The organism is Bradyrhizobium sp. BR 10261 (assembly GCF_019455395.1).
In the GTDB taxonomy this organism is placed as follows: Bacteria; Pseudomonadota; Alphaproteobacteria; order Rhizobiales; family Xanthobacteraceae; genus Bradyrhizobium; species Bradyrhizobium manausense.
The window spans coordinates 22,368-41,946 of record NZ_JACOFQ010000021.1 but is presented as its reverse complement, the minus strand read 5'-3'; the positions used below and the strand labels follow the sequence as shown (position 1 = coordinate 41,946).

At 63.4% G+C, this 19,579-nt stretch carries 26 protein-coding genes; 7 read left to right on the top strand and 19 right to left on the bottom strand.

Annotated features, from left to right (window positions below; translation table 11 throughout):
* Nucleotides 1-19 precede the first annotated feature (19 nt).
* From HYH07_RS23500 to HYH07_RS23455, 10 genes are all read right to left on the bottom strand, one after another.
* Nucleotides 20-622, bottom strand: coding sequence for a hypothetical protein (locus HYH07_RS23500; protein WP_220004719.1), 603 nt, complete (start codon nt 620-622; stop codon nt 20-22).
* On the bottom strand, nt 619-933 hold the full coding sequence (locus tag HYH07_RS23495; protein ID WP_220004718.1) for a hypothetical protein: 315 nt from the start codon (nt 931-933) through the stop codon (nt 619-621). Before HYH07_RS23495 ends, HYH07_RS23500 begins: the two co-directional genes overlap by 4 nt.
* A gap of 19 nt (nt 934-952) precedes the next feature.
* Nucleotides 953-1,285 (bottom strand): hypothetical protein, encoded by a 333-nt coding sequence (locus tag HYH07_RS23490; RefSeq protein WP_220004717.1) that lies wholly within the window; start codon nt 1,283-1,285, stop codon nt 953-955.
* 64 nt (nt 1,286-1,349) lie between these two features.
* Nucleotides 1,350-2,399: a major capsid protein gene (locus tag HYH07_RS23485; RefSeq protein ID WP_220004716.1), complete on the bottom strand. Its 1,050-nt coding sequence runs from the start codon at nt 2,397-2,399 to the stop codon at nt 1,350-1,352.
* Nucleotides 2,400-2,495: 96 nt separating this feature from the next.
* Nucleotides 2,496-3,173, bottom strand: a complete 678-nt coding sequence (locus HYH07_RS23480) for a head decoration protein (protein WP_220004715.1) — start codon at nt 3,171-3,173, stop codon at nt 2,496-2,498.
* An 89-nt stretch (nt 3,174-3,262) separates the two neighbouring features.
* A complete protein-coding gene (locus tag HYH07_RS23475) occupies nt 3,263-4,726 on the bottom strand; it encodes a S49 family peptidase (RefSeq protein WP_220004714.1) in 1,464 nt (487 codons plus the stop codon).
* Between the two features lie 2 nt (nt 4,727-4,728).
* A complete protein-coding gene (locus tag HYH07_RS23470) occupies nt 4,729-6,372 on the bottom strand; it encodes a phage portal protein (protein ID WP_220004713.1) in 1,644 nt (547 codons plus the stop codon).
* 35 nt (nt 6,373-6,407) lie between these two features.
* Nucleotides 6,408-6,626: a phage head-tail joining protein gene (locus tag HYH07_RS23465; protein ID WP_220004712.1), complete on the bottom strand. Its 219-nt coding sequence runs from the start codon at nt 6,624-6,626 to the stop codon at nt 6,408-6,410.
* Between the two features lie 6 nt (nt 6,627-6,632).
* Entirely contained in the window at nt 6,633-8,750 is a 2,118-nt protein-coding gene (locus HYH07_RS23460; RefSeq protein ID WP_220004711.1) for a phage terminase large subunit family protein, read from the bottom strand.
* On the bottom strand, nt 8,686-9,306 hold the full coding sequence (locus HYH07_RS23455; RefSeq protein WP_220004710.1) for a hypothetical protein: 621 nt from the start codon (nt 9,304-9,306) through the stop codon (nt 8,686-8,688). The genes HYH07_RS23460 and HYH07_RS23455 overlap by 65 nt, the downstream gene beginning before the upstream one ends.
* 208 nt (nt 9,307-9,514) lie before the next feature.
* Here HYH07_RS23455 and HYH07_RS23450 point away from each other — a divergent pair, with 208 nt between their 5' ends.
* From HYH07_RS23450 to HYH07_RS23430, 5 genes are all read left to right on the top strand, one after another.
* Nucleotides 9,515-10,042, top strand: coding sequence for a hypothetical protein (locus HYH07_RS23450; protein ID WP_220004709.1), 528 nt, complete (start codon nt 9,515-9,517; stop codon nt 10,040-10,042).
* 6 nt (nt 10,043-10,048) lie between these two features.
* A complete protein-coding gene (locus HYH07_RS23445; protein WP_220004708.1) occupies nt 10,049-10,648 on the top strand; it encodes a hypothetical protein in 600 nt (199 codons plus the stop codon).
* A gap of 87 nt (nt 10,649-10,735) precedes the next feature.
* Nucleotides 10,736-10,972 carry a hypothetical protein gene (locus tag HYH07_RS23440; RefSeq protein WP_220004707.1) on the top strand — a complete coding sequence of 79 codons (237 nt, stop codon included), beginning with the start codon at nt 10,736-10,738 and terminating at the stop codon, nt 10,970-10,972.
* A 50-nt stretch (nt 10,973-11,022) separates the two neighbouring features.
* Nucleotides 11,023-11,448 (top strand): hypothetical protein, encoded by a 426-nt coding sequence (locus HYH07_RS23435; protein ID WP_220004706.1) that lies wholly within the window; start codon nt 11,023-11,025, stop codon nt 11,446-11,448.
* A 223-nt stretch (nt 11,449-11,671) separates the two neighbouring features.
* Nucleotides 11,672-13,240 (top strand): recombinase family protein, encoded by a 1,569-nt coding sequence (locus tag HYH07_RS23430; RefSeq protein ID WP_220004705.1) that lies wholly within the window; start codon nt 11,672-11,674, stop codon nt 13,238-13,240.
* A gap of 156 nt (nt 13,241-13,396) precedes the next feature.
* On the opposite strand, the gene HYH07_RS23425 is transcribed toward HYH07_RS23430, so the two are convergent.
* The gene (locus tag HYH07_RS23425) at nt 13,397-14,035 is read right to left on the bottom strand and encodes a DNA methyltransferase (RefSeq protein ID WP_220004704.1); all 639 of its coding nucleotides are present in this window, start codon (nt 14,033-14,035) and stop codon (nt 13,397-13,399) included.
* A 15-nt stretch (nt 14,036-14,050) separates the two neighbouring features.
* Between HYH07_RS23425 and HYH07_RS36620 the strand changes: the two genes are divergently transcribed.
* Nucleotides 14,051-14,185, top strand: coding sequence for a hypothetical protein (locus HYH07_RS36620; protein ID WP_283842849.1), 135 nt, complete (start codon nt 14,051-14,053; stop codon nt 14,183-14,185).
* Between the two features lie 469 nt (nt 14,186-14,654).
* On the opposite strand, the gene HYH07_RS23420 is transcribed toward HYH07_RS36620, so the two are convergent.
* From HYH07_RS23420 to HYH07_RS23390, 7 genes are all read right to left on the bottom strand, one after another.
* Nucleotides 14,655-15,281: a transcription termination/antitermination protein NusG gene (locus HYH07_RS23420; protein WP_220004703.1), complete on the bottom strand. Its 627-nt coding sequence runs from the start codon at nt 15,279-15,281 to the stop codon at nt 14,655-14,657.
* A 178-nt stretch (nt 15,282-15,459) separates the two neighbouring features.
* Complete coding sequence (locus HYH07_RS23415; protein ID WP_220004702.1) at nt 15,460-15,810, bottom strand: hypothetical protein; 351 nt, start codon at nt 15,808-15,810, stop codon at nt 15,460-15,462.
* A gap of 51 nt (nt 15,811-15,861) precedes the next feature.
* Nucleotides 15,862-16,125: a hypothetical protein gene (locus tag HYH07_RS23410; protein ID WP_220004701.1), complete on the bottom strand. Its 264-nt coding sequence runs from the start codon at nt 16,123-16,125 to the stop codon at nt 15,862-15,864.
* 111 nt (nt 16,126-16,236) lie between these two features.
* Nucleotides 16,237-16,509, bottom strand: a complete 273-nt coding sequence (locus HYH07_RS23405; protein WP_220004700.1) for a DUF2312 domain-containing protein — start codon at nt 16,507-16,509, stop codon at nt 16,237-16,239.
* Entirely contained in the window at nt 16,509-16,838 is a 330-nt protein-coding gene (locus HYH07_RS23400) for a hypothetical protein (RefSeq protein WP_220004699.1), read from the bottom strand. The genes HYH07_RS23405 and HYH07_RS23400 overlap by 1 nt, the downstream gene beginning before the upstream one ends.
* Nucleotides 16,835-17,914, bottom strand: coding sequence for a helix-turn-helix domain-containing protein (locus HYH07_RS23395; RefSeq protein ID WP_220004698.1), 1,080 nt, complete (start codon nt 17,912-17,914; stop codon nt 16,835-16,837). Before HYH07_RS23395 ends, HYH07_RS23400 begins: the two co-directional genes overlap by 4 nt.
* A 100-nt stretch (nt 17,915-18,014) precedes the next feature.
* The gene (locus HYH07_RS23390) at nt 18,015-18,233 is read right to left on the bottom strand and encodes a hypothetical protein (protein ID WP_220004697.1); all 219 of its coding nucleotides are present in this window, start codon (nt 18,231-18,233) and stop codon (nt 18,015-18,017) included.
* A 219-nt stretch (nt 18,234-18,452) separates the two neighbouring features.
* Here HYH07_RS23390 and HYH07_RS23385 point away from each other — a divergent pair, with 219 nt between their 5' ends.
* The gene (locus HYH07_RS23385; protein ID WP_220004696.1) at nt 18,453-19,079 is read left to right on the top strand and encodes a helix-turn-helix transcriptional regulator; all 627 of its coding nucleotides are present in this window, start codon (nt 18,453-18,455) and stop codon (nt 19,077-19,079) included.
* A 242-nt stretch (nt 19,080-19,321) separates the two neighbouring features.
* Here HYH07_RS23385 and HYH07_RS23380 read toward each other — a convergent pair whose 3' ends face one another.
* Nucleotides 19,322-19,576: a hypothetical protein gene (locus HYH07_RS23380; protein ID WP_220004695.1), complete on the bottom strand. Its 255-nt coding sequence runs from the start codon at nt 19,574-19,576 to the stop codon at nt 19,322-19,324.
* Nucleotides 19,577-19,579: the final 3 nt, after the last annotated feature.

The following is a 19,579-nucleotide window of genomic DNA, read 5'->3' as shown; positions in this document are numbered from 1 at the left end:
CGCGTCTGATACCGCTTTGCTAGGCATCGTTCGGCCGCACGATGATGGCGGGCTCGATACCGCGGTACTCGAAAGTGATGGTCGCGATGCCTGCGAACATCTCCTTCGCGAGCAGCGCGATCACCTGGTAGACGCCGTCAGGCGCCTGCCGGGATTCGCCGGGCTCGTCGCCATGAGGCTCGATCAGCGGCGCATAGTGGACGGTCGACAGGAAGGTGAACTCCTTCAGGTTCGGCGACAGTCCGGGCAATGACCAGCCTTCAGTGACCGCGGCGATCCCCTCGCCGTCGGCCTCGAGGCGGTGCGAATGCTGATAGCGGCCGCTGCGCACCGGCGAATGCTGCCACAGCCAATTGCCAATCTGGAGGAGCACCGCAGGCATGAGGTCATAGGTCCTCGCGATGAGACCTTCCGCATGCACCCGCTCGAGGTCCTCGGTGGGCACGCCATCGACCACCGTCCTGTGCGGGATCGCGGTACCGATCGCGGCGGCGTTTTCGGCATCGGTCTGCACAAGGATATCTCGCGCGGCGTCGGCGAGGATTTGCGCGCGCACGTCAGGGCCCGCGAGCGCCTGCAGCTCGCCCTCGACGTCGAAGCGCTGGATGATTGCTGTGATCATTCGGCCCACATCGTCCAGACCAGGCCCTCTTCGTCGTCGAGCTTCGGGCGGTTCACGATGGTGACCGTCCTGTTGTCGAACGCGAACACGCCCCGTGTTGCCGGCGCGACGACTTCGGACTTTCTGACCTGAAGCGAGATCTGACCGGCCTGCGGCCGCCCGTCGTCCGGCCTGGCGCCTTCATCCCTGAGGTCGACCAGGATGGTAATGGGATCACCCGGCTGGCCACCGGGCGGCGCGTATGTCGCCGCGTGCCCCCATTCGGCAAAGGTGTCATCGATCACCATCTGGGCGTCGGAGGTGCCGCTCATCGTGAAGACCCCGCTCCGCTCACGGCCTGAGCACCGTGATGTCGACCCAGGTCTCGGTCCAGAGGTTGAACTCGAAAGTCCCGCTCCCGCCCGCGATCCTGGCGCCGCCGGACAGAACCTCGGCCTCTCCGGCCGAGACCGCGTGAAGTCCCGGCGAGAGCCGCATGCGGAGCGTCACGGGGGCGCCCTCACCGACCATCGCAATTTCGGGCCCGGTCGAGGCATCCGAGGCCTCCTTCGGGGCCTCGTCGGCGGGAATGGCCTCAGTAGGCCGGTTCCCGGCCTCCCCAGGCGCCGTTGGCGCGTCCGGCGTTGCGGGCGGCAAAGTAAGGCGTCGAGAACGGCGACTCATGGGCGCCCTCCGCAGCTAGCGCCCCGCCCGGTTTTGCGGGCGAGACGGGATCGGTAGGTCAGGCTCAGTCGGCGCCCGTGCGCTTGCCGCTCTGCAGGGCGCCCGGCATGGTGCAGACGGCCAGGGGATAGGAGAACGTCTCGACGTCCGCCCACATGTCGCGCTTCTCGTCGAGGACCACCCAGGAATAGGTCGGCAGGCCGAGCGTGTTGACGAACTCCATCCGGGGCGCCGGGGCGTAGGCCATCTGGAAGATGCCGGCGTTCAGCGGAAAGAACTTGGCGCGGGTCGCCGGAATGCCGACGGTCGGCGTGTCGGTGGTGTCGCCGTCGTCGGTGGAGCGGTAGTTCGACCAGCTGATGTCGCCGAACTGGAAATTGCTCCAGGCATTGCCGCCGCGCAGCTCGACCGCCGCGCTCCAGTTGAGGTAAGTCTGGCGGACCTCCGGATGCGCCGTGAAGGCGTCCCAGAACTTATCGCCGACAACGGCCGCGATGCGGACGTTGTCGCCGCCGACGCCTTGCAGCTTGCGCTTCATGTGTCGGACCACCTGGTTGCACTGGGCGCGGAGAACGCCGGAGGCCGGATTGGCGTTCTGCAGGTCGAAGTTGATCTCCGCGGCCTGGGCCTGGTTGAACTCGGCATTCCAGTCGTAGATGGTCGTGCCGTCGGCATCGAGCAGCTTGCCCTGGATGACGCCGAGGCGCCAATTCTCCTTGGTCAGCTCGATGTCGTTCTTGATCAGCAGCTGCCGCCGCGCGAGCTCGGTCATCAGCGACTTCGTCTCGGTCTCGGAGCCGAAGGCGCGGATGCCCTGCAGCTCGTCCGCCATGATGCGTGAGCCCTCGCCGAGGGTCTTGGTGCGAAACGAGCGGGCGCCACGGTTCTCGCTGCCGCGCTGCTTGGGCGGCGCCGAGCGCTCGGTGGTCTGAATCAGCGCCGGACCGTTCGAGCGTTCCTCGATCCAGATCGCGGTGGTGCGCACCGGCGTGTCGATGAACAAGCCGGGAAGCGTGCCGAGATATTGCGGAACGTAGCCGAGCTTGTCGACGGCCGCGGTCAGCGAGACGGCGGAGAACGCGTCCGCCCGGAATGCGTCCATGGTGATGGTCATGTCAGTGTTACTCCACAGGAAGGGTCGGACGGTTGCGCCGACGTGGTTTCAGGGAAAGTCTCGCGGCCGGTCGAAGCAGCCGGCCCCGCGTGGTCGTCAGCGAACGATGATCTGCAGCGCTTCGAGCTGCCGGATGGCTTCGGCCTGCTGCGCAGCAGTGATGCCGGCGGGCCAGGTCAGGTCGACGCCGCGCACCTCGGCGGCGCGGGTGACCACGGTGGCCTTCTGCGTGTTGCTGCCGTCGGTGGTGACGTTCGACCACATGATCCCGGCGGCACGCTGGGTGCCGTCGGTCGCGGTCGGGTTCAGCACCGCGACCTGGTAGTCGGTCTCCTCGATGCCGACGGTGACGGAGAACGCATCGCCGATGTTCCAGTCCGTGGCGCCGTCGGCGATGACGAACTTGATCTGGTTATTGAAGGTCGCACCGACGGCGACGCGGCCGATCTCGACACCGTCAGGGTCGAACACGAGGAACATGCCGCTGTTGGCGGACACCAGCGTGTTGACCACCCGATAGACGCCGTCCTTGGCGCCGGCACCAACGGGCGCGGTGCCGTCGATGGTGAAGACACCGTTGCCGGTGTTGCCGGCGTCGGCGACGACGCTCGAGGTGACGAGGCTCGTCACCGCCGTCTTGCCGATCACCTGGCCCGCGACCAGCGTCTGGTTCAAGGCGACGGTGAAGACGTCGCGCGAGCGATAGGATTCGGCTTCGCTTACCATGAAGCAGCCGGAGTGCTTCGTTTCAGTCTGAACGATACCAGTGGTCATGGATGTCTCCTCTCATGACGGGTTGGGACGACGGGTGAGAACCGATCGGCTTTTCGTCGTCGAAACGGCCGGCGGCTGCTGAAAAGGGGTCAGCGCTTGGGAATCTTCGCGTTGATCTCGCCGACGACCGAGTCCCAGGCTGCCGCGACGTCGGTCTCGACCTTCCCGGCGGGCTTGGCGGTGCCGTCGACCGCGGTCGCGTTCGCGGCGTCGGCGGCACGCCTGGTCAGCGCGGCGCGGACGTCCGCGATCGGCGTCTTCGCGGCCACGAAGGCCTTGGCGTCCGCCGCCGGCACCTTGGCGATCGCGCAGAGGTCCATGGTCTCGAGCGCCATCTCGACGGTGTATGTCCCGGGCGCCGCGGCGCTGGTTTCGTCGTCGTCCTCTTCCTCGCCCGGCATGATCTGGCCGCAGGACGAGCACTTCGCGCCAGGCGCGGATTTTGCGGCCGCGGCGGCCGGCGCCGGCGGCGCATGGGTCACAGCCGCCTGCGCGGGATCGGTCTTGGCTTCGGGCGCGGGAGCGGCGGCCTGGGCATTGGCGATCGCCGTCGGCGACGCGCTCGCGAGCATCTGGGTCTTCTGGGTCGTCATGGTCGCATGTCCTCTGTTCGCGGCCGCGGCCGCAGTCCGGGGTGAGCTTGGGGATTGGCCGCTGATGAGCTCGGTCAGCTCTGTCAGCACGTCGTCGAAGTTGGCGACGCCGTCGGCGAGGCCGGCCTCGACCGCTGCACTGTCGGAATAGACGGCGGCCTCGGTGGCGAGGGCCGCGTCGGCCGTCATGCGGCCCTGGCGCCCGACGAGCTCGGCGAGCATTTGCCGGCAATGATCGACGCGATCCTGCATCCAGGCCCGCGCGTCCGGCGACAGCGAGGTGTGATCCCAGCCGTTGATCTTCTGGCTGCCGGAGAAAATCGCGCTGTATTTGATGCCGCTGGCCTGGTCCTGCGCGGAACGATCGGTGTGCATCATCACCGCGCCGATCGAGCCGACCATAGCAAGCCGCGGCAGATAGAGCCGCTCGGCCGAACCGGCGAGCGCATACGCAGCCGAAGCCGCAACCGAATTCGCGATCGCCCAGACCGGCAGCTGCTGGCGCGCGGCGAGGATCTTGTCGGCGAGATCGAGCAGGCTATCGACTGAGCCGCCCGGGCTGTCGACATCGAACAGGATGGCGCGCACGCGATAGTCGGCGAGCGCCGCGTCGATCGAGGCGCCCAAGCCTTCGTAAGTTGTGAAGCCGCAGGCCGCGGCGAGCCAATCGAAGCGCTTCGACAGGGCGCCCGATACCGACATGATCGCGACGCCCTCGCGGGTCAGCGCATATTCGGTCAGGCCGCTGTTGGCACGGACCGGCTCGGCCTCGGTGATCGCGGACAGCCGCTCTTCGCGCTGCGCCTTCGCCACCTTGCGGCTTTCCTTGATGTCGATGCGCTCGCCGGTCAGCACGCGCTGCCCGAACGGCCCCTCTATGATGGCGCGCAGCGCGTTCGGCTCGATCGCGTGGGCGCGGCCGAACAGCTGCTCGGCGACGTGCGGATAGGCAAAGGTCATAATCAGGGCTTCGGTGCTGTGGGCTTGGGCGGCGAGGTCTTGGGCGGGACGGCCTTGGCGGGCGGCTTGAGGATCTTGCCGTTGGGATCTGGCTTGAGATCGGCGCTGTCTTCCGAGGGCGGCGGATCGGCCTCGAGCTGGCGCAGGCTCTGGACGCCCGAGAACTGGATGCCCAGGCGCGCGGCGCGCGCCGCGTCCTCCGCGATGCGCTCGTCGACCTCGGCGGCGTCGTAGCCTTCTTCCTCCACCACCATCGAACGGGCCTTGAAGCCTGCGTCGACGGCGAGGATCTCGGCCTGGCGATCCTTCAACGGATCGATCCACATCCAGCGCGGCGGGATCCAGTTCATGTCGAGGTAGTCTCGCGGGTTGTCCGCATAGCCGTCGAAATCAAGCGCGCCGGCGATGTGCGCCGAATCAAGGAAGGCGCGGAACACGGGCCTGCAGAACTGGAAGACGATGACGCCGTGCTGGATGGCCTCGGCGCGGCGGCGCGCCTCGATCATCGCGGCGCGCTGGTTGCCGTAATTGGCCTTGACCATGTCGCCGGTGACGCCGGCATAGGGCAGCCCGAGCGCAGCGCAGACGCGCGCCAGCGTGCGATACTGGAATGGCTCGTAGGACTGGCCGCTGTCGGCGGGCTCGGCGACCTTGATGTCCTCGCCGGGCAGCAGCACGTGCGCCGCGCCAGGCTCGAGCTTCACCTGCGCGGATCCCGCGCTCGGGTCCTTGCCCTGCATTTCCTTGTCGAAGAACTCGCCGTCCGGATCCGGACGGGTGACGAACACGGAAAACAGAGCCGCGGTTTTCTTACGCTCGAGCTCGGCATCATCATAGAGGTCGAGCATCCACAGCGTGATGATCGCCGGCGTCAGCCGGGAAAGCCCGCGGATCTGTCCGCCCTCGAGCGGATCGAACACGTGCAGGATCTGGCTTGCCGGGATCCGGACGCGCTCGCCGAACTTCGGCGCAAGCGTGATATCGCCGGGATTGACCTTCCAGAAATGATAGGCGACCCGACGGCCGATCTTGTCGAACTCGATGCCCTGGCGGATCCAGTTGCCGTTCTCAAGCGGCATGGTCAGCCACAGCGGCAGCTGCTCGGCCGGCAGCAACTCCAGCTGCAATGGGATCGAAAGCCCATCGGCCATGTAGCGCGGCCGCAGGCGCACGAAGACCTCGCCGGCGATGAAAAGCTCGCGCGCAATGCGCTTCTGCAGGCCGTAGAAATCGGTGATGCCCTCGGCATCGGCTTCGTCGGTCCAGCGCGCCCACAGCGCGTGAACGTCCTTCTTTTGAGCCGCAGCAGCCTTGGCCTTGCGCTTGTTCGCCTTCCTTTTGGTCTCGCTGATCTCGTCGTCGGCGCCGACGGGCTCGATCCCCTTGGCTAGCGGAGATTTCCAGCTCGGCGTGATGCCGGCGCCGACCAGGTTGGAGGCGAAGCACTCCACCGCGCTGTAGGCATAGCCGTTGTTGCGCGCCAGGAAGCGCGCGCGAGCCAGCGTGTTGGGGCCTGACTGGTTGATCAGCGTGTTGACGTGGACGCGCGACGGAATCCAGCTGCCAAGGCGCCTGCCCATGCGGCCGGCCTCGAGGCCATTGCCGTCGCCGCCGCTCCACATGCCGGCGAAGACTCGCCCGGCCATGGAGCTGACGGCACGTCCGAACCCCCCGAGCATGCTCACAGACCTTTGCAATTCGTGAAGAAGTAAGTGCGCTGGATGCTGCCGCCGGTCAGCTTGGCGATGTCGGTCTCGACGTTCTTGATGGCAGTTTCGATCTCCGCGACGGAGCGGTATTTGGTGGTGCGGCCCGCATAGCTGATCTCGGACCTGCCGTTCGTGAGGGCTGTCTTGAGCGCATCGAGGCGCGCCTGCAGGGTCGGAAGGTCAGCGGGCATCGATCATCAATCCATGAAATCCGAGCGCGAGCTCGAGCGCTGAAAGCGCGGCGGTGATGGAGGTGGTTTCTTCGGTGTCGGCGGCGGTAAAGCCGGCCGCGGGGCGCCGTGAACGGATGCGCTCGCGTCGTTGGGCGGACGGTCACTGACCGTTGGGGCTCCGAGCCTTTGCTCGAGTTCGCTAAAACGGCGATCGCGCCAGCGGTCCCATCCGCGCATCGCGGCCAGGGCGCGGGCATAATTGGCGCAGTCGAGGACCTCGTTGCGGCGGCCGGCGATGACGCTCCAGCTTCTGCGCGTGCGGCCCTTGACGACGTTGGTCACCAGCTCTTCCGAGGTCAGCTGCTTGACCTGGTCCTCGCTGACGTCGCCGGGCAGATGGACGTAACCAGGTGGCGTGGCCTGTCCCTGTTCCGGGCGATCGAGGCCGAGCTGGCTTGCGAGTTCCTGTTTGCAGAACGAAGATCCGACCTTGACGGTCTTGAGTCCTCGGCGAAGCTTCTTGCCGTTCTTCCTGGCGTCGAGGGCACCGACGCCGACATAGGCGACCAGCGAATTGTCCTGGCCGTCGATCGCATGAACGTTGCCCCTGCCCGCCTGGCCGCGAACGAAGGCGCCGACCTCGGCGGCGAACGCGCCGGAATCGATACCCCAATCCTGGACCGACATCTCGGTGCCGCCGGCGTGCTGCCAGGTCTCGGCGAACATCTGCGCAAGCGCTTCCCAGACTTCCGGTCTGTTCGTCGCGCCCGGGAGCACGCGGTGCTCGATCAGCCATCGCTCGCGGTTGCGGCCGAAGCCCCAGATGCCGACCTCAAGGCGATCCTTCTGGACGTCGACGCCTCCGAACAGGATCAGCACGCCCCACGGAATTGTGCCCGACCTGTAATCTTCGCGACGGCCGTAGACGCGGTCCCACTCGGGCGCCTCGCTCGCTTCCTTCCATGTCCTGGCGAGCTGGGTGTTGTAGAAGGTCTTCAGCGCTTCGATGCCGCGCTCGAACGCGCGCCGATATTTCTTGACGAGGTCACGGATGCCCTGCTTCGGCGCGTAGAGCTTGGAGGCCCAGCCGCCGGCGTGCTCGTTGGGCACCGTCCGCTTGCCGCACTCGATGCAGACCGCATACTCGATGCCTGGCGCGGCCGGCTCGCAGATCCATTTCTCCGGCTTCTGGTGCTTGCCGCAACAATCGAATTCGCGGGTCTGGCGCCATGTGATGCGCGTCAGCGCGCGGAGCCGATCGGCTTCCGACCAGACGACGCCGCAGCCCTGACCGATGCAGACATATCCGGCTGTCTCGGGGCGGATGCGCCCGCGCTCGTCCTTCTCGAACTGAACCGCTTCCCATTCGAGGACCTGCTCGAAGCCGCAGTGCGGGCAGGCCACGAAGGGCTTGCGCTGGTCGCTCTCGAGATAGGACGCCGCGATCGCGCTGCGCCCCTCGATCGTCGGCGAGCAAACGCGGGCTGCAAGCTTGTCGGCGGAGAACTCGGCCTGGCGCTCCTCAGCCAGGTCAACGGGCGGCCCTTCATTGCCGGCCGACAGCGGGTACTTGTCGATCTCGTCGGACAGCACCAGGCGGATCGGCCGCATGGCGAGGTTGGTCGGGCTGTTGGCGCCGACCATGGTGATGTGCCCACCCGGGAATTGCTTGTGGGTGAGCGTGTTGCTGGCATCGCGGGCCTGGCTGCGGAACAGGTCCTTCAGCACCGGCGTGTCACGGATCATCGGCGCGAGCCGGTCCTTGGAAAACGTCTCGGCCGCATCGTCCTTGGGCTGCAGCACCAGGATCGGGCACGGATCCAGGTGTATGAAGCGGCCAGCGACGTTCTCCAGGAACGTGGTCTTGAGCAGCTGGGTGCAGGCCATCAGCGTGATGACCTGGACGCCTGGCTCAGTTGCCCAGAGCATCGGCCCGCGCGCCACCTCGACGCGGGAGACGATGAACTTGCCGCCGTTCGAGGATTCCTTCGATAACCTCCGGTACTTTTCCGCCCAGTCGACGACGGTCATGTTCGGCGGCAGCCGGAGGCCCGCCTGCCAGGACGCGGTGAGATCGTCAGCCCGGCGGAGCGAGCTCGGGAGCAGCGGGTTCCCCGAGCTCGTCAAGGTGCTGGCGGACATTCGCTGTGAGGACCTCGACCAGCTTGCGCTCCTCGATGCCGAGATCCGACGCCATCAGCGTGGCGACGCGAGCCGGCCAGCCGAGCCAGGCGTCGCGGATCTCGCGGGACCGATCGAAGAAGGCCTTGTTCGCCGCCTCGCGGTCGACCAGGCGCCCGGCCTCCTTCTCGAACTCGAGCGCCCGCTGACGGGCGAGGTAGTTTTCCTTGACCCGCTGGGCCTGGGCGAAGGCCAGCATGACCCCATCGGCCAGGACGAGTTCGTCGTCGGCGCCAGTAAGGGGCTCGGGCGTTGCATCGGAAGCGCGTGTCGTTGCATCCGGCGGCCGCGTCGTTGCATCAGCAGCAGGCGCTGCAGCATTCTTTGCCGGGGTTCGGGCCGCCGGCCGCCGACGTGACTGCGTCAGGTCGATGTTGTTACTGCGATCGGCTAAGACTTCGGAAATATTGACTTTTCCGCCGTGGGACCGGACCGCCCCGCTCTTCACCTGGCGGCTGAGCGTCGATTTGTTGATTCCGATCTTCCGCGCCGCCTCGCCGATGCTGATCAGCTCCAAAACCGTTGCATCAGACGATCGTTGCATCAGTTTTGAGCCCCAAAGCTACGAATTAAAAACGGCGGAGCCACTTGTTTTGGTTTGCCGCCGCGGAGGACCCGGAGGTGCGATCAGTAGCTGTGCATGCGATACGCAAAGATATTGCCGTGAGGGAACTTCACCCACTAACGTGTGCAACCTTCAAGCGAAGCGCCGCGGTGGGGAGAAGATGGCAGAAGATCCCGAATTGAAAGCAATAAAGACGATAATCGAGCTGATGGCACCACTCGACGAAACTGGCAGAAGTCGCGTACTTGAGTACGTTTTGAAGCGTCTCGAAATGACCGCATTCCAGTCTGACGGCCTTGTGCCGGAAATCGCTTCGGCATCCGCGGCTTACGAAACCCGCAATGCGCCAATCAAGGACATCCGCACTCTTACCGCTGAAAAGCAACCTCGGTCAGCCAATGAAATGGTGGCCGTCATCGCATATTACCTTTCCGAAATCGCCTCATCCGCTGAAGCCGCATCAACGATCAATGTCGAGACGATCCGAAAATACTTTAAGATGGCCGCTTTCCCGATGCCGCGAGTGCCTAAGAGCGCACTCACAAATGCCGCCGCAGCCGGTTATTTAGAAAATACAAGTCGCGGCGAGTATCGACTAAGTCCAGTTGGGTACAACTTAGTTGTTCATGGTTTACCACGGTCAAGTGCAGCGCAGCCTGCAACGAAGCAGCGCCGCAAGCGGCGGTAAGCGCCGATGGCTCGCCGCCCAACCAAGATTGCGGTCCCGACACCAACCGAGCTTCTCATCGCGAAGACCCTACGTCGCATCGTTCCCGCGGCAGCGGTCTCTTACGAACAGGTGATCATTGACCTCGCTGATGTAAGGCGGCATTCCTATCGAGGAATTGCACACGAGCTACGAGAAGTGCTCCGCGAGACGCTGAACTATCTGGCTCCAGACGCAGAAGTTATGGCGGTACACGGCTTCAAGTTGGAGAAGGATCAAGACAAGCCCACTCAGCGACAAAAGGCGCTTCACGTGCTTCGGAAACGCAAATTGTCGAAAGAGGAAATGTCGGCGCCCGAACTAACGATTAACTTAGCCGAAGAGCTCAGCGCGACCATTACACGCAATGCTTATACTCGCGGGGCAAAAGACGCCCATACGCTCAGCTCAGCGCCGGAGGTTCGGCAGCTTAAGATGTGGATCGACGCCGTTCTTGGGGAATTGCTGGAAATTCACCGGCCTCGCCCACCCGAGATCGAACGTGTTGCCCGCCGAGCAGCGGCGCCAGCTGAAGACCGGATTGAATACGCGGTACAGCTAAAACTGGAGTCCGATAAGAGCCCTTAGCGGACTCCAGGCGTTGGACGCCTGTCTGTTTGACAAGCCCTGGTTGCACGGCGATAACAGCTTTCGGAATTGGCTGGGGGTTATTGCATGCGAAAAACGCTTTTTCTCTTTCTGCTGTTGCTGACGGGCTGCATGAGCGCCGAAGAGCGGACGGCAAGAAACGAGGCGCAAGACGATCAGGCATGTCTGTCTTACGGCGCCAAAAAAGGCACTGAATCTTACGTCAATTGCCGTGCGCAACTCGAAGGATCGCGCCGACAAGCTGATGCAGCGATAGATGCTGGAATGATTGCGTCCCGCGCCGGAGAAGATAGGCGACGCTAGTGCGGCGAGCGAAGGCATGGATCCGGCCACTTGCTGATGACGATCAACTGATGGTTGCTGTTATGCGCCGGACATCGCGGCTCGCTTTAATTTACCTGCTAGCCCTCGTTGCGCCGGCCAGAGCTGCAATCGACCCCGTCGCCGACCCCTTGGATATGGGACGCGCCTCTGGCGATCTTAATCAATGGCGGAGGATCGATTTCCGCTCTCCAGGCCAGTCACGCGGAAACCCGGCGCAGATCAAAGTCGCTATCCGCACCAGGGGCCCCAGCATGCAGGGCTTGATCCGGATTCCCGGCGCACCAGCGTCCAATTTCGACACCGGCAACGGCCTGACCGTGGTTGACCTGATTAACGTCGGTAACGACAGCAGCGGCTATGCTGAGATCTCAGCATTGGAGATTTGCATCACGCAGACCACCCATGGGCAGTCTTTCCAAGTCTTTGCCATGGACGACGACAAACCCATACAGTGAAGTGGGCGAGGCACATAGAGCGATTGTTCCTGTGCCTCTCCTTGCGCCAAGCTTCTCCACACCCACGACGCGCAGTAGCTCGAGCGCGCTCACACGACGTCCAGTGCGGGATTAACAATTTCGGTCAAGTACGCTTCAACTCGCCCTCGCACGGCAAAGAGAATTTCAACGAACAACGAGCTAGAATCTTTTCGGATGAAATGGCCACGTGCGGGCTATTCTCATGCAAGATATCTTGCACCCAGCGGACGCCGTGTTGCGGTCATCTCGTGCCGCGCAGTATGTGCGCATGTCGAGAGATCACCAAAAATATTCGCCTGAAAATCAACGAACGGTGATCGCAGAATATGCCGCGCAGCGCAACATTGAGATCGTGCGCACCTACATCGATGAAGGACGCAGCGGGCTCACCTTCGCCGGACGTGCTGGGCTTAAGAGACTGATCGCTGATGTCCAATCTGGCAGCTCGGACTTTGATTGCATCCTCGTCTATGACGTCAGCCGATGGGGGCGTTTTCAAGATTCGGACGAAGGCGCATTCTACGAGTTCATTTGTAAGCGCGCAGGCATACGCGTTCACTACTGCGCCGAAAGCTTCGACAATGACGGCAGCTTAGCGTCCGTCCTGCTCAAGAACATAAGCCGGGTTGATGCGGCCGAATTTAGCAGGAAACTCTCGCGACGTGTTTTCGTCAGTCATTGCAATTTTGTTACCCTCGGATTTTGGCGAGGTGCGCCGGCAGGTTACGGTTTGCGGCGTCAAACCGTGGACGAAACGGGTAAACCGCGGGCCCTGCTCATGCCGGGTGAGCAGAAACATTTCAAATTGGATCGCGTCATCCTCGTGCCGGGGCCCAGGTCGGAAATCGACGTGGTGCAGCGGATCTTCACTGACTTTGCGGATGGCAAACTGACGCGTACAGCGATCGCCAATAAGCTGAACGCCGAAGGCATTTGCAATTCCACGGGACATCCCTGGACCATGAAAACGATCGACGACTTGTTGCGTAACGAAAAGTATGTCGGCCACAACGTCTTCAACCGCCGTTCTGCGAAGCTAAGGCAGACACCGATTGTAAATCCGCCAGAGATGTGGATACGGCGCGACAACTCGTTCAAGCCGATCGTGTCGCAGGCGCTCTTCGATCAAGCCCAAACCGTCTTGTCCGATGTTGGTCGAAAACCTAGTGATCGGGAGCTCTTAAGCAAACTGAAGGCGCTCTGGCGAAAAAAGGGCCACCTCTCAATGCGCCTTATAGAGAAAGCAAAAGATGTGCCTGACTGGACGGTGTATGCGCGGAGGTTCGGCTCGCTCACGAACGCCTACAGGAAAATCGGCTTCGAACCAAACCCACGTTACGGTTACGCCGAGACTGGGCTCAAGATTGATGCGATCATTCGAGCCGCCGCTGAGGACATCATGTCCAATCTGAAAGCTGAGGGCGAAGCGTCATTTCTGCCTGAACTCTACCTGCTCACAATCGGCAAGGGCTTCACCCTTGCAATAGCTGTCGCATGGTCGGTCTCAGACGGAACAGGAATGCGACCGAGAAGATGGGAAGTGAGGAAACTTAAGTACTCCCGATCTGATTTCGTACTCGTAATCAGAATGGACGCGGCCAACGCCCAAATTCAGGACTATTTCCTGCTCCCCTCGCCCAAGCTGCCGCCTACATCCAGCCGCCGCAAAATACGTGTTTCGGATCGCGTCTTTGGTCAATTCCGCTACGATGACTCCCTTGCTGTCGTGAATGCGTTGCGCGCTCTGCTTCGGCAGCGTCGCGAATCCTAACGCTCACCATACGCGCAACCGAGGCCCGCTTTTCCACACCCACCACACACAGCATCCCGGACGCGCTCCAGGGGCGCCAGAGGAAATAGTTCGAGAGAGCTCCCAACCGTTCCGGTTACATCCGCCGGCCGCCGGCGCCCAAGCAAATGGCCGGCCCTAATCCGCTTGCGCGGCTCTCGAAATCAATCGGGCCTTGCGCCCGGTGAGCTGCTCCCAGCGCGCGATGATCAGTCCGCAATATTCGAGACTAAGCTCGACGCCGTAGCAAATGCGGCCGATCATTTCGGCTGCGATCATCGTGGTCCCGCTCCCGAGGAAGGGATCATAGACCGCCTCGCCCTGCAGCGTGTGATGCAGAATCGGCCGGCGCATGCATTCGATCGGCTTCTGCGTGCCGTGACCGGTGTCGCTGCGGCGGTGCGGGATATGCCAAACGGTGGTCTGCTTGCGATCGCCTTGCCAGTTGGCGGTCTTGAGCTTGCGCACCGCGTACCAGCAGGCCTCGTGCCGCCAGTGGTAGTGGCCGCGCGAGATGATCAGCCGGCCCTTGTCCCAGATGATCTGGGATCTCACGCGAAAGTCGGCGGAGGCCAGGCTCAGTTCCACGGAGCTCGCGTGCAGGCCAGAATGCCAGACGTAAGCGATATCGCCGGGAAACAGCGCCCAGGCCTCGCGCCAGTCGCTGCGATTGTCGTTCAGCACCTTCCCGGTGGCGCGAACGATGGTTGGACTGTTCTTCAGCTTGCGCCGCCACTCCGGCTCGTAGCCGACACCGTATGGAGGATCGGTGGCCATCAGCCGCGGCCGGGCATGGCCGAGCAGCTTCCGGACGAGGGCGGGGTTTCGGGCGTCGCCACAGGCGAGCCGGTGTTTACCAAGCTGCCAGATGTCGCCGTTAACGACGCGGACGAATTTAGCCGGCCGAACGAACGCCGGGGACTCTGAGTTGTGCATGATCTCTGAAACAACTGGTCCCGCCGCGTGCGCGGTGGCGGGATGGCCGGATAGCGGCCGGATCAGGTCATGCGAGTTACGAGCTCGCGGCTTAGGGTGTTGGTAGCACCCGCGGCCCCCGTCTCTCTTAGAGACGCGGCCTGTTATCGATCGAGCATTTCCTTGAGCTCGAAAACGGTTTGCGCTGGTCCAGCAGGCGCAGCGCGTGAAGGCGCGAGCGCGCGACGAAGCTCATTGAGAAGGACATCGAAAGGGCGTCCGGTCTAATTCATCGTCATAGCTTCGCAGGAGCTAATCTCCGAAGAGATCAGGGTCGGAACGGCGAAAAGCCGCGCCGCGACACTCCCCGGGTTACGCCGGTCGATGCCGCGAACCGCGCGCCGGAGATCCGGCCGCGTCACTTGCAGGGATGGATCATACTGGAGCGGAATCCCGACCTGATGCAGATTCGAAGAAAAAATCAGCCCTCGACGAACTTCAGCTTGTGCTGCTCGACCGGCCACACCTGGCGCCCGAAGATCTCGACCTCGGTCAGGACGTTGACCCGCCCTCGCCCGTCCAGGTCGACGATCTTGCCGAGCATCTTGCGCAGCGGCAGGATCTCAACCCAGACGTCGCGCCCGGGATGATACGGACTCTTCTCGGCGCGAAGCAGCAGGTTGCGGTACCGTTTGTCCCGCTTGGCTTCCATCTTGCGGACCTCCTCGACGACGATCTCCGGCAGCGTCGCGAGCTTCTCGCTGCCGGATTGCGTCATGAAGTCGATCACGCCCCGTGCCGCCAGCACCCGGCTCCAGGCCTCCATGGTCTGCGGCATCGGCACCAGGATTCGGCTCGGGAACATCGATACCGTGATCTCGCGCGATCGTCGGCGGCCGCCGGGCGTCTTGCGGTGAAGATGCGGCCAATAGGGATGCAGTCCGAGCTGTTCGATGCTGGCGATCGCGCGCGCCTCGCGGCCGGGTTCGGTGATGACGACGTGCCAGAGTAGATCAAGGCCCGCGGTCGCGATCGGCTGCGGCTTTACGATCGTGACGTAGCCGACATGCGTGCCTTTGACCCATGTTGATGTGTCGACGTGCGGCATGCAGCGGCCTCTTGTTTTTCTGTCTCGAGTCCGAGCTCGACCAGTTCACGGATGCGCTCGGAAAGCTTGATGCCGCGCCTCTCCGCGGCCGCGGCGAGCTCGATGAAGGTATCCTTCTCGAATCCGACCGTGGTCCGCGGCATCTGATTGCCGCCGGCGGAGTGGCCCTGCGCGCGCATCAGCTTCCCGAGGCCGCGTTTGGAAAGTACGGGTCGAGCCCGGTCGGCGAGAACGCCACCGGCGCGCCCACAATAATGTGCCAGCGGTCGAAGCCGGACGGCCGCACGGGCGTGTGCAGAATCGCGCCTATGGCCGTGGGGCCGCCGCGCACGGCGTCCTGCAGCAGCGCCGCAGCCGCGTTGAACACACGCGCCTGACTCGCGCCGCGGATCCGCACCAGCGGCAGCTCCAACTCGAGCGCGCAGTCCAGCTGCTCGACCAGGCCACGCTGCATGGCGGAATAGACCCGCCCCGGCGCCGGCCGCGGCAACAGGAACGACAGATCGAATGAAGCGGGGTGGGAACGCATGCACATAACCCCCTGACGATGCAGGGTTACGGCAGACCGGTGACGAAGCGGTTAACGGCTCAGCAACGGGTCGATGGCGCGCACCTCGTCCTCGTGGCGGGCCAGGACGGCCAAGATCTCCTCCGCCTGGCTGAGCAGCTTGGCGCGCCGCAACCAGGTGCCGATCTCGATCGAGCCGGGATCGCGGGCGTTGCCGGTCATCACCAGGTGCTCGATGACGTGGATCCGATGCCGCTCCCACATGGCGATATCCTTCACCGCGGCGGCGATGTCGGCGAAATCGTCATTGAGCAGTCCCCGCGATTGGTCGGTCACAGCCCCTCTCCCGCCCCCAATATAAGCAGACGGGAAAATTACACAAATACAATTGGTTGTTGCGGGGGTTTAACCCGGTTTGTGATTGGCGGGCGGGCCGGGCCTTCGCCATCACAGCATCCCCAGCGCCTGCAGATAGGTTTCCAGGATCGTCTCGGCTTCTGCGCGCTCGTTCGGATCCTGCTTGCGCATCCGCACGATCGTCTTCAGCGCCTTGACGTCGTAGCCGTTGCCTTTCGCTTCCGAATAGATGTCGTTGATGTCGTCGGAGACGGCCTTCTTCTCTTCCTCGAGCCGCTCGATGCGCTCGATGATCGATTTGAGCTGATCCTTTGCGAACGCCGTGGCCGGCTCGTCGCCGGCGATCGCTGCGCTGGTCGCCATCAGAACAGCCTCGACAGATCGTCGATCGCCGCCTGCAGCTCGTCGGCGACCTGGTCGTTGCCATCGGCGATCATGTTGAGCGCGCCGAAGAACGAATTGGCCGGCTGCAGCGAGCGGTTGTCCGCCGGCGCCGGCGGACGGCGCGCGCCAGGCGCAATCACCGCACGCACATCCTCGACCTGCCGGCGCAGCGAATTGTAGCGATTGCATTGCGCGAGCAGCCGCTCGAGCAGCTGCTGGCCTTCGGTCTTGCCGCCGGCTGCCGGTGCTGATGAGGCGTGGGCGGCGCCCTCCTCCGCGACGGCGCCGACGACATCGGTCAAGCTCATGATGCGCTCCGCTTCTTCAACCGGTCCTCCGGACCGAATTTCAGCTCGCCCTGGTGAAACACCTTGGCGTCCTGCTTCACCTTGCTCTTGAAGCGATCCCCCCGCAGGTCGAACTTGGCGGCGTTGACGATGATCTGGCGCAGCGCCGCCGGATCATTGCGGCAGCGGCCCATCCAGTCGGTGATGTCCTCGGCGGCGCGATCGCGGCTGACGCCGAGCTGGTCCGCGACGAGATCGGTGCCGATCTCGAGCAGCCAGCGCGCGTCCGGATTTTCGCCGGGCCTGGTCGGCGCCGACGGCGGTCCCACGACCGGCCCGGCCTCCGCTTGATGCTCCACGACGATGCGCAGCTGGACCAGCGAAGGCACGCCCACCCGCCATGCCGCGAGCACAGCCTCGGCGAAATTGTTCTGGATGTAGGACGCGACGAACCGTGTGGGGGCCTGCAGCACGAGCTCCTCCTCGCCGACCGAGACCACCGCGACCTTGCCGAGCCAGCTCTGGAACATCGCATCGCCAAGCCTGCGCCTCAGCGCCACACCGGGAATGCCGAGATCGAACGACGGGCCGGCGGCGCCGTCAGGCGCAGCGCCGACGGCCCCGGCCGCCGCGGGCGCAGAAGTGTTGAGAGGAGTCCTAAGAGAAGTAGGGGGTCCTTTTTTGCACCTATCCGGTGACGTTTTTTGCACCTGTTCCGGACGGATTTTGCACCTGTCGTCCTCCAATAGGTGCAAATTCTGCCCCTGTTGCCCCGCTGACAGGTGCAAATTTTGCACCTTTTCCGCGGGCTCGTAGATCGGGACGTAGCGGTTGCAGCGACCGCGTTTGACCACGGTGAAATAACCCCGCTCCTGGAGCGCCTTCACCGCCATCTTCACCGTGCGCGGCGACAGGCCCAGCTTCTCCTCGAGGTGCTCGATCGAGGGATAGGCATCGCCCGTGTCGAAATCGACCTTGGCGAACAGCTCGCCGCCGACGGCGCGGAACGACGCCGAAAGGTTCGTATCCCGCCGTACACGGTCCATCGCGGCCAGGCGCTTGCGGTTGAAGTCCTTGAGAGCTTCCTCGCGCGTCATGCCAGGGCCAGCTGCCTGACCGGAAACGTCTGCATCGCGCGAAGTGGCTTAGAGCCGAAGGCCTCGACGACGAGAGCTGGTCGATCTGATGCCCCTGCCCTCACCGCGAACTCTCCGCAACGCGCATGTCGAAGGGGGGCGCGGTGAAGCGGATGGGGTCGGCATCGGCCGACCAGGCGCGCGCGATCGCCTGGATCGAGACCGCCGTGGCGAAGGCAAGCGCGATGCCGATCAGCGCCGTGGCGCGGTCGGCTCGATCTAGACCATGCCAGAATTGATGAAGAGCGGTGCGCCGCCAGCGATCGCGCAGGAGATTCATTGCGGCCTCAGCCACTTGGAGGGAAAGGGACGCGAACGCAACAAAACGCCAGAAACTCAAAAAAACTTATCCACAGACCTTATGTGACGTGCGAAGGGCTTGCGCGCGACTCGACTCTGTGCCTGCAGCCGTGATCACTCCGCCGCATGTTCACGCGTATCCGCATCACGCAACCGCCTGATCCATGTCGGGAGCGATCACCTGCCCCCAAAGCCTCGGATGGGCGCGAAGACGCTTTTTCCGAAGCGCCAAAGTCATCACGTAGAAATACCGGGAAGGAAATGTCGGGGTACGCTTCCACCCTTCGACGTTCTTCCAGCCATCATCGCCGCGCTGCTGCGTCAGCTCGGCAACGATTTTTTCGCCGCCGAGCGCATCAAGCACTTCGATGGTGGTGAGGAGCTCCCGCGACTCAGACCGTTTGCCCATTACAGAGCGATATTCGGGATTTTTTTGAAAAGCAACGAGATAGAAATGCTTGATAGCTTCGAATCTGCGCCCGCTGCACCTTTCGCGCCGATGGCGAAGAAGGCGTCCAAGAGTACAAATCCGGAACCAAAGGAAGAGGTCCCGGGCCAGTCGCAGCGTTTAAAGGACCTGCGGCGCGCCTTTGGATTCGAAACATCGACAGCGATCGCCAAATTCCTCGACATCAGCGTCCAGCGCTGGAACGCGTTCGAGAACGGCGCGCCCCTCAGCAGGGAGGTCGCCTTCCTGCTGGTTCGCAAGTTCTCTGGCTTGTCGCTTGACTGGCTCTATTTCGGCAAGACTGAAGCACTTCCACTCGAACTCGCTCGCCGGTTAGGCGCGCTGGGCCCGCCAGGAAAAGGCAAGACATCGGCCTGACCTCCTCCGTCCGTCAGCGGCGCGCCCGGCGGCCGCGGCCCAAACAAATACCCGATAATTTCCTCGACCAGATCCAGGACAGCCCAGACGTCCTCAATTTGCTCGGGCAGCATCGACGCAATTTGAAGCGCCTGTCGTTTCTGCCAGCTCGGGTCGGTACTCATACACATGACCTTCGATCGTCCCTACTCAAGCCCTTGAGCTTCCTACCTAAAGTAGTGCTTCGCAATCCCAGTGTTCTCTCAAGCGAATATTGATTTCGGGATTTTCTTGAAATCTAGATTGCATTTCAAAATTTTCTTGAACATATTGGTCCCTGTCCGGCGGTTGAGTCGGATGGCCGGCGATAGCAAGCCGGTCGGTTTCAAACCGAGACTGCTGCCGGCAACTTCGTTCGCGACCGGCGCAACGCGCGGATCGGTCCCAGCAACAGAACGGATCTGGGTTCGGTACCGGACATCAAAACCGATCCGCGCGCCTTCCTTTTCAAACCGCATGAG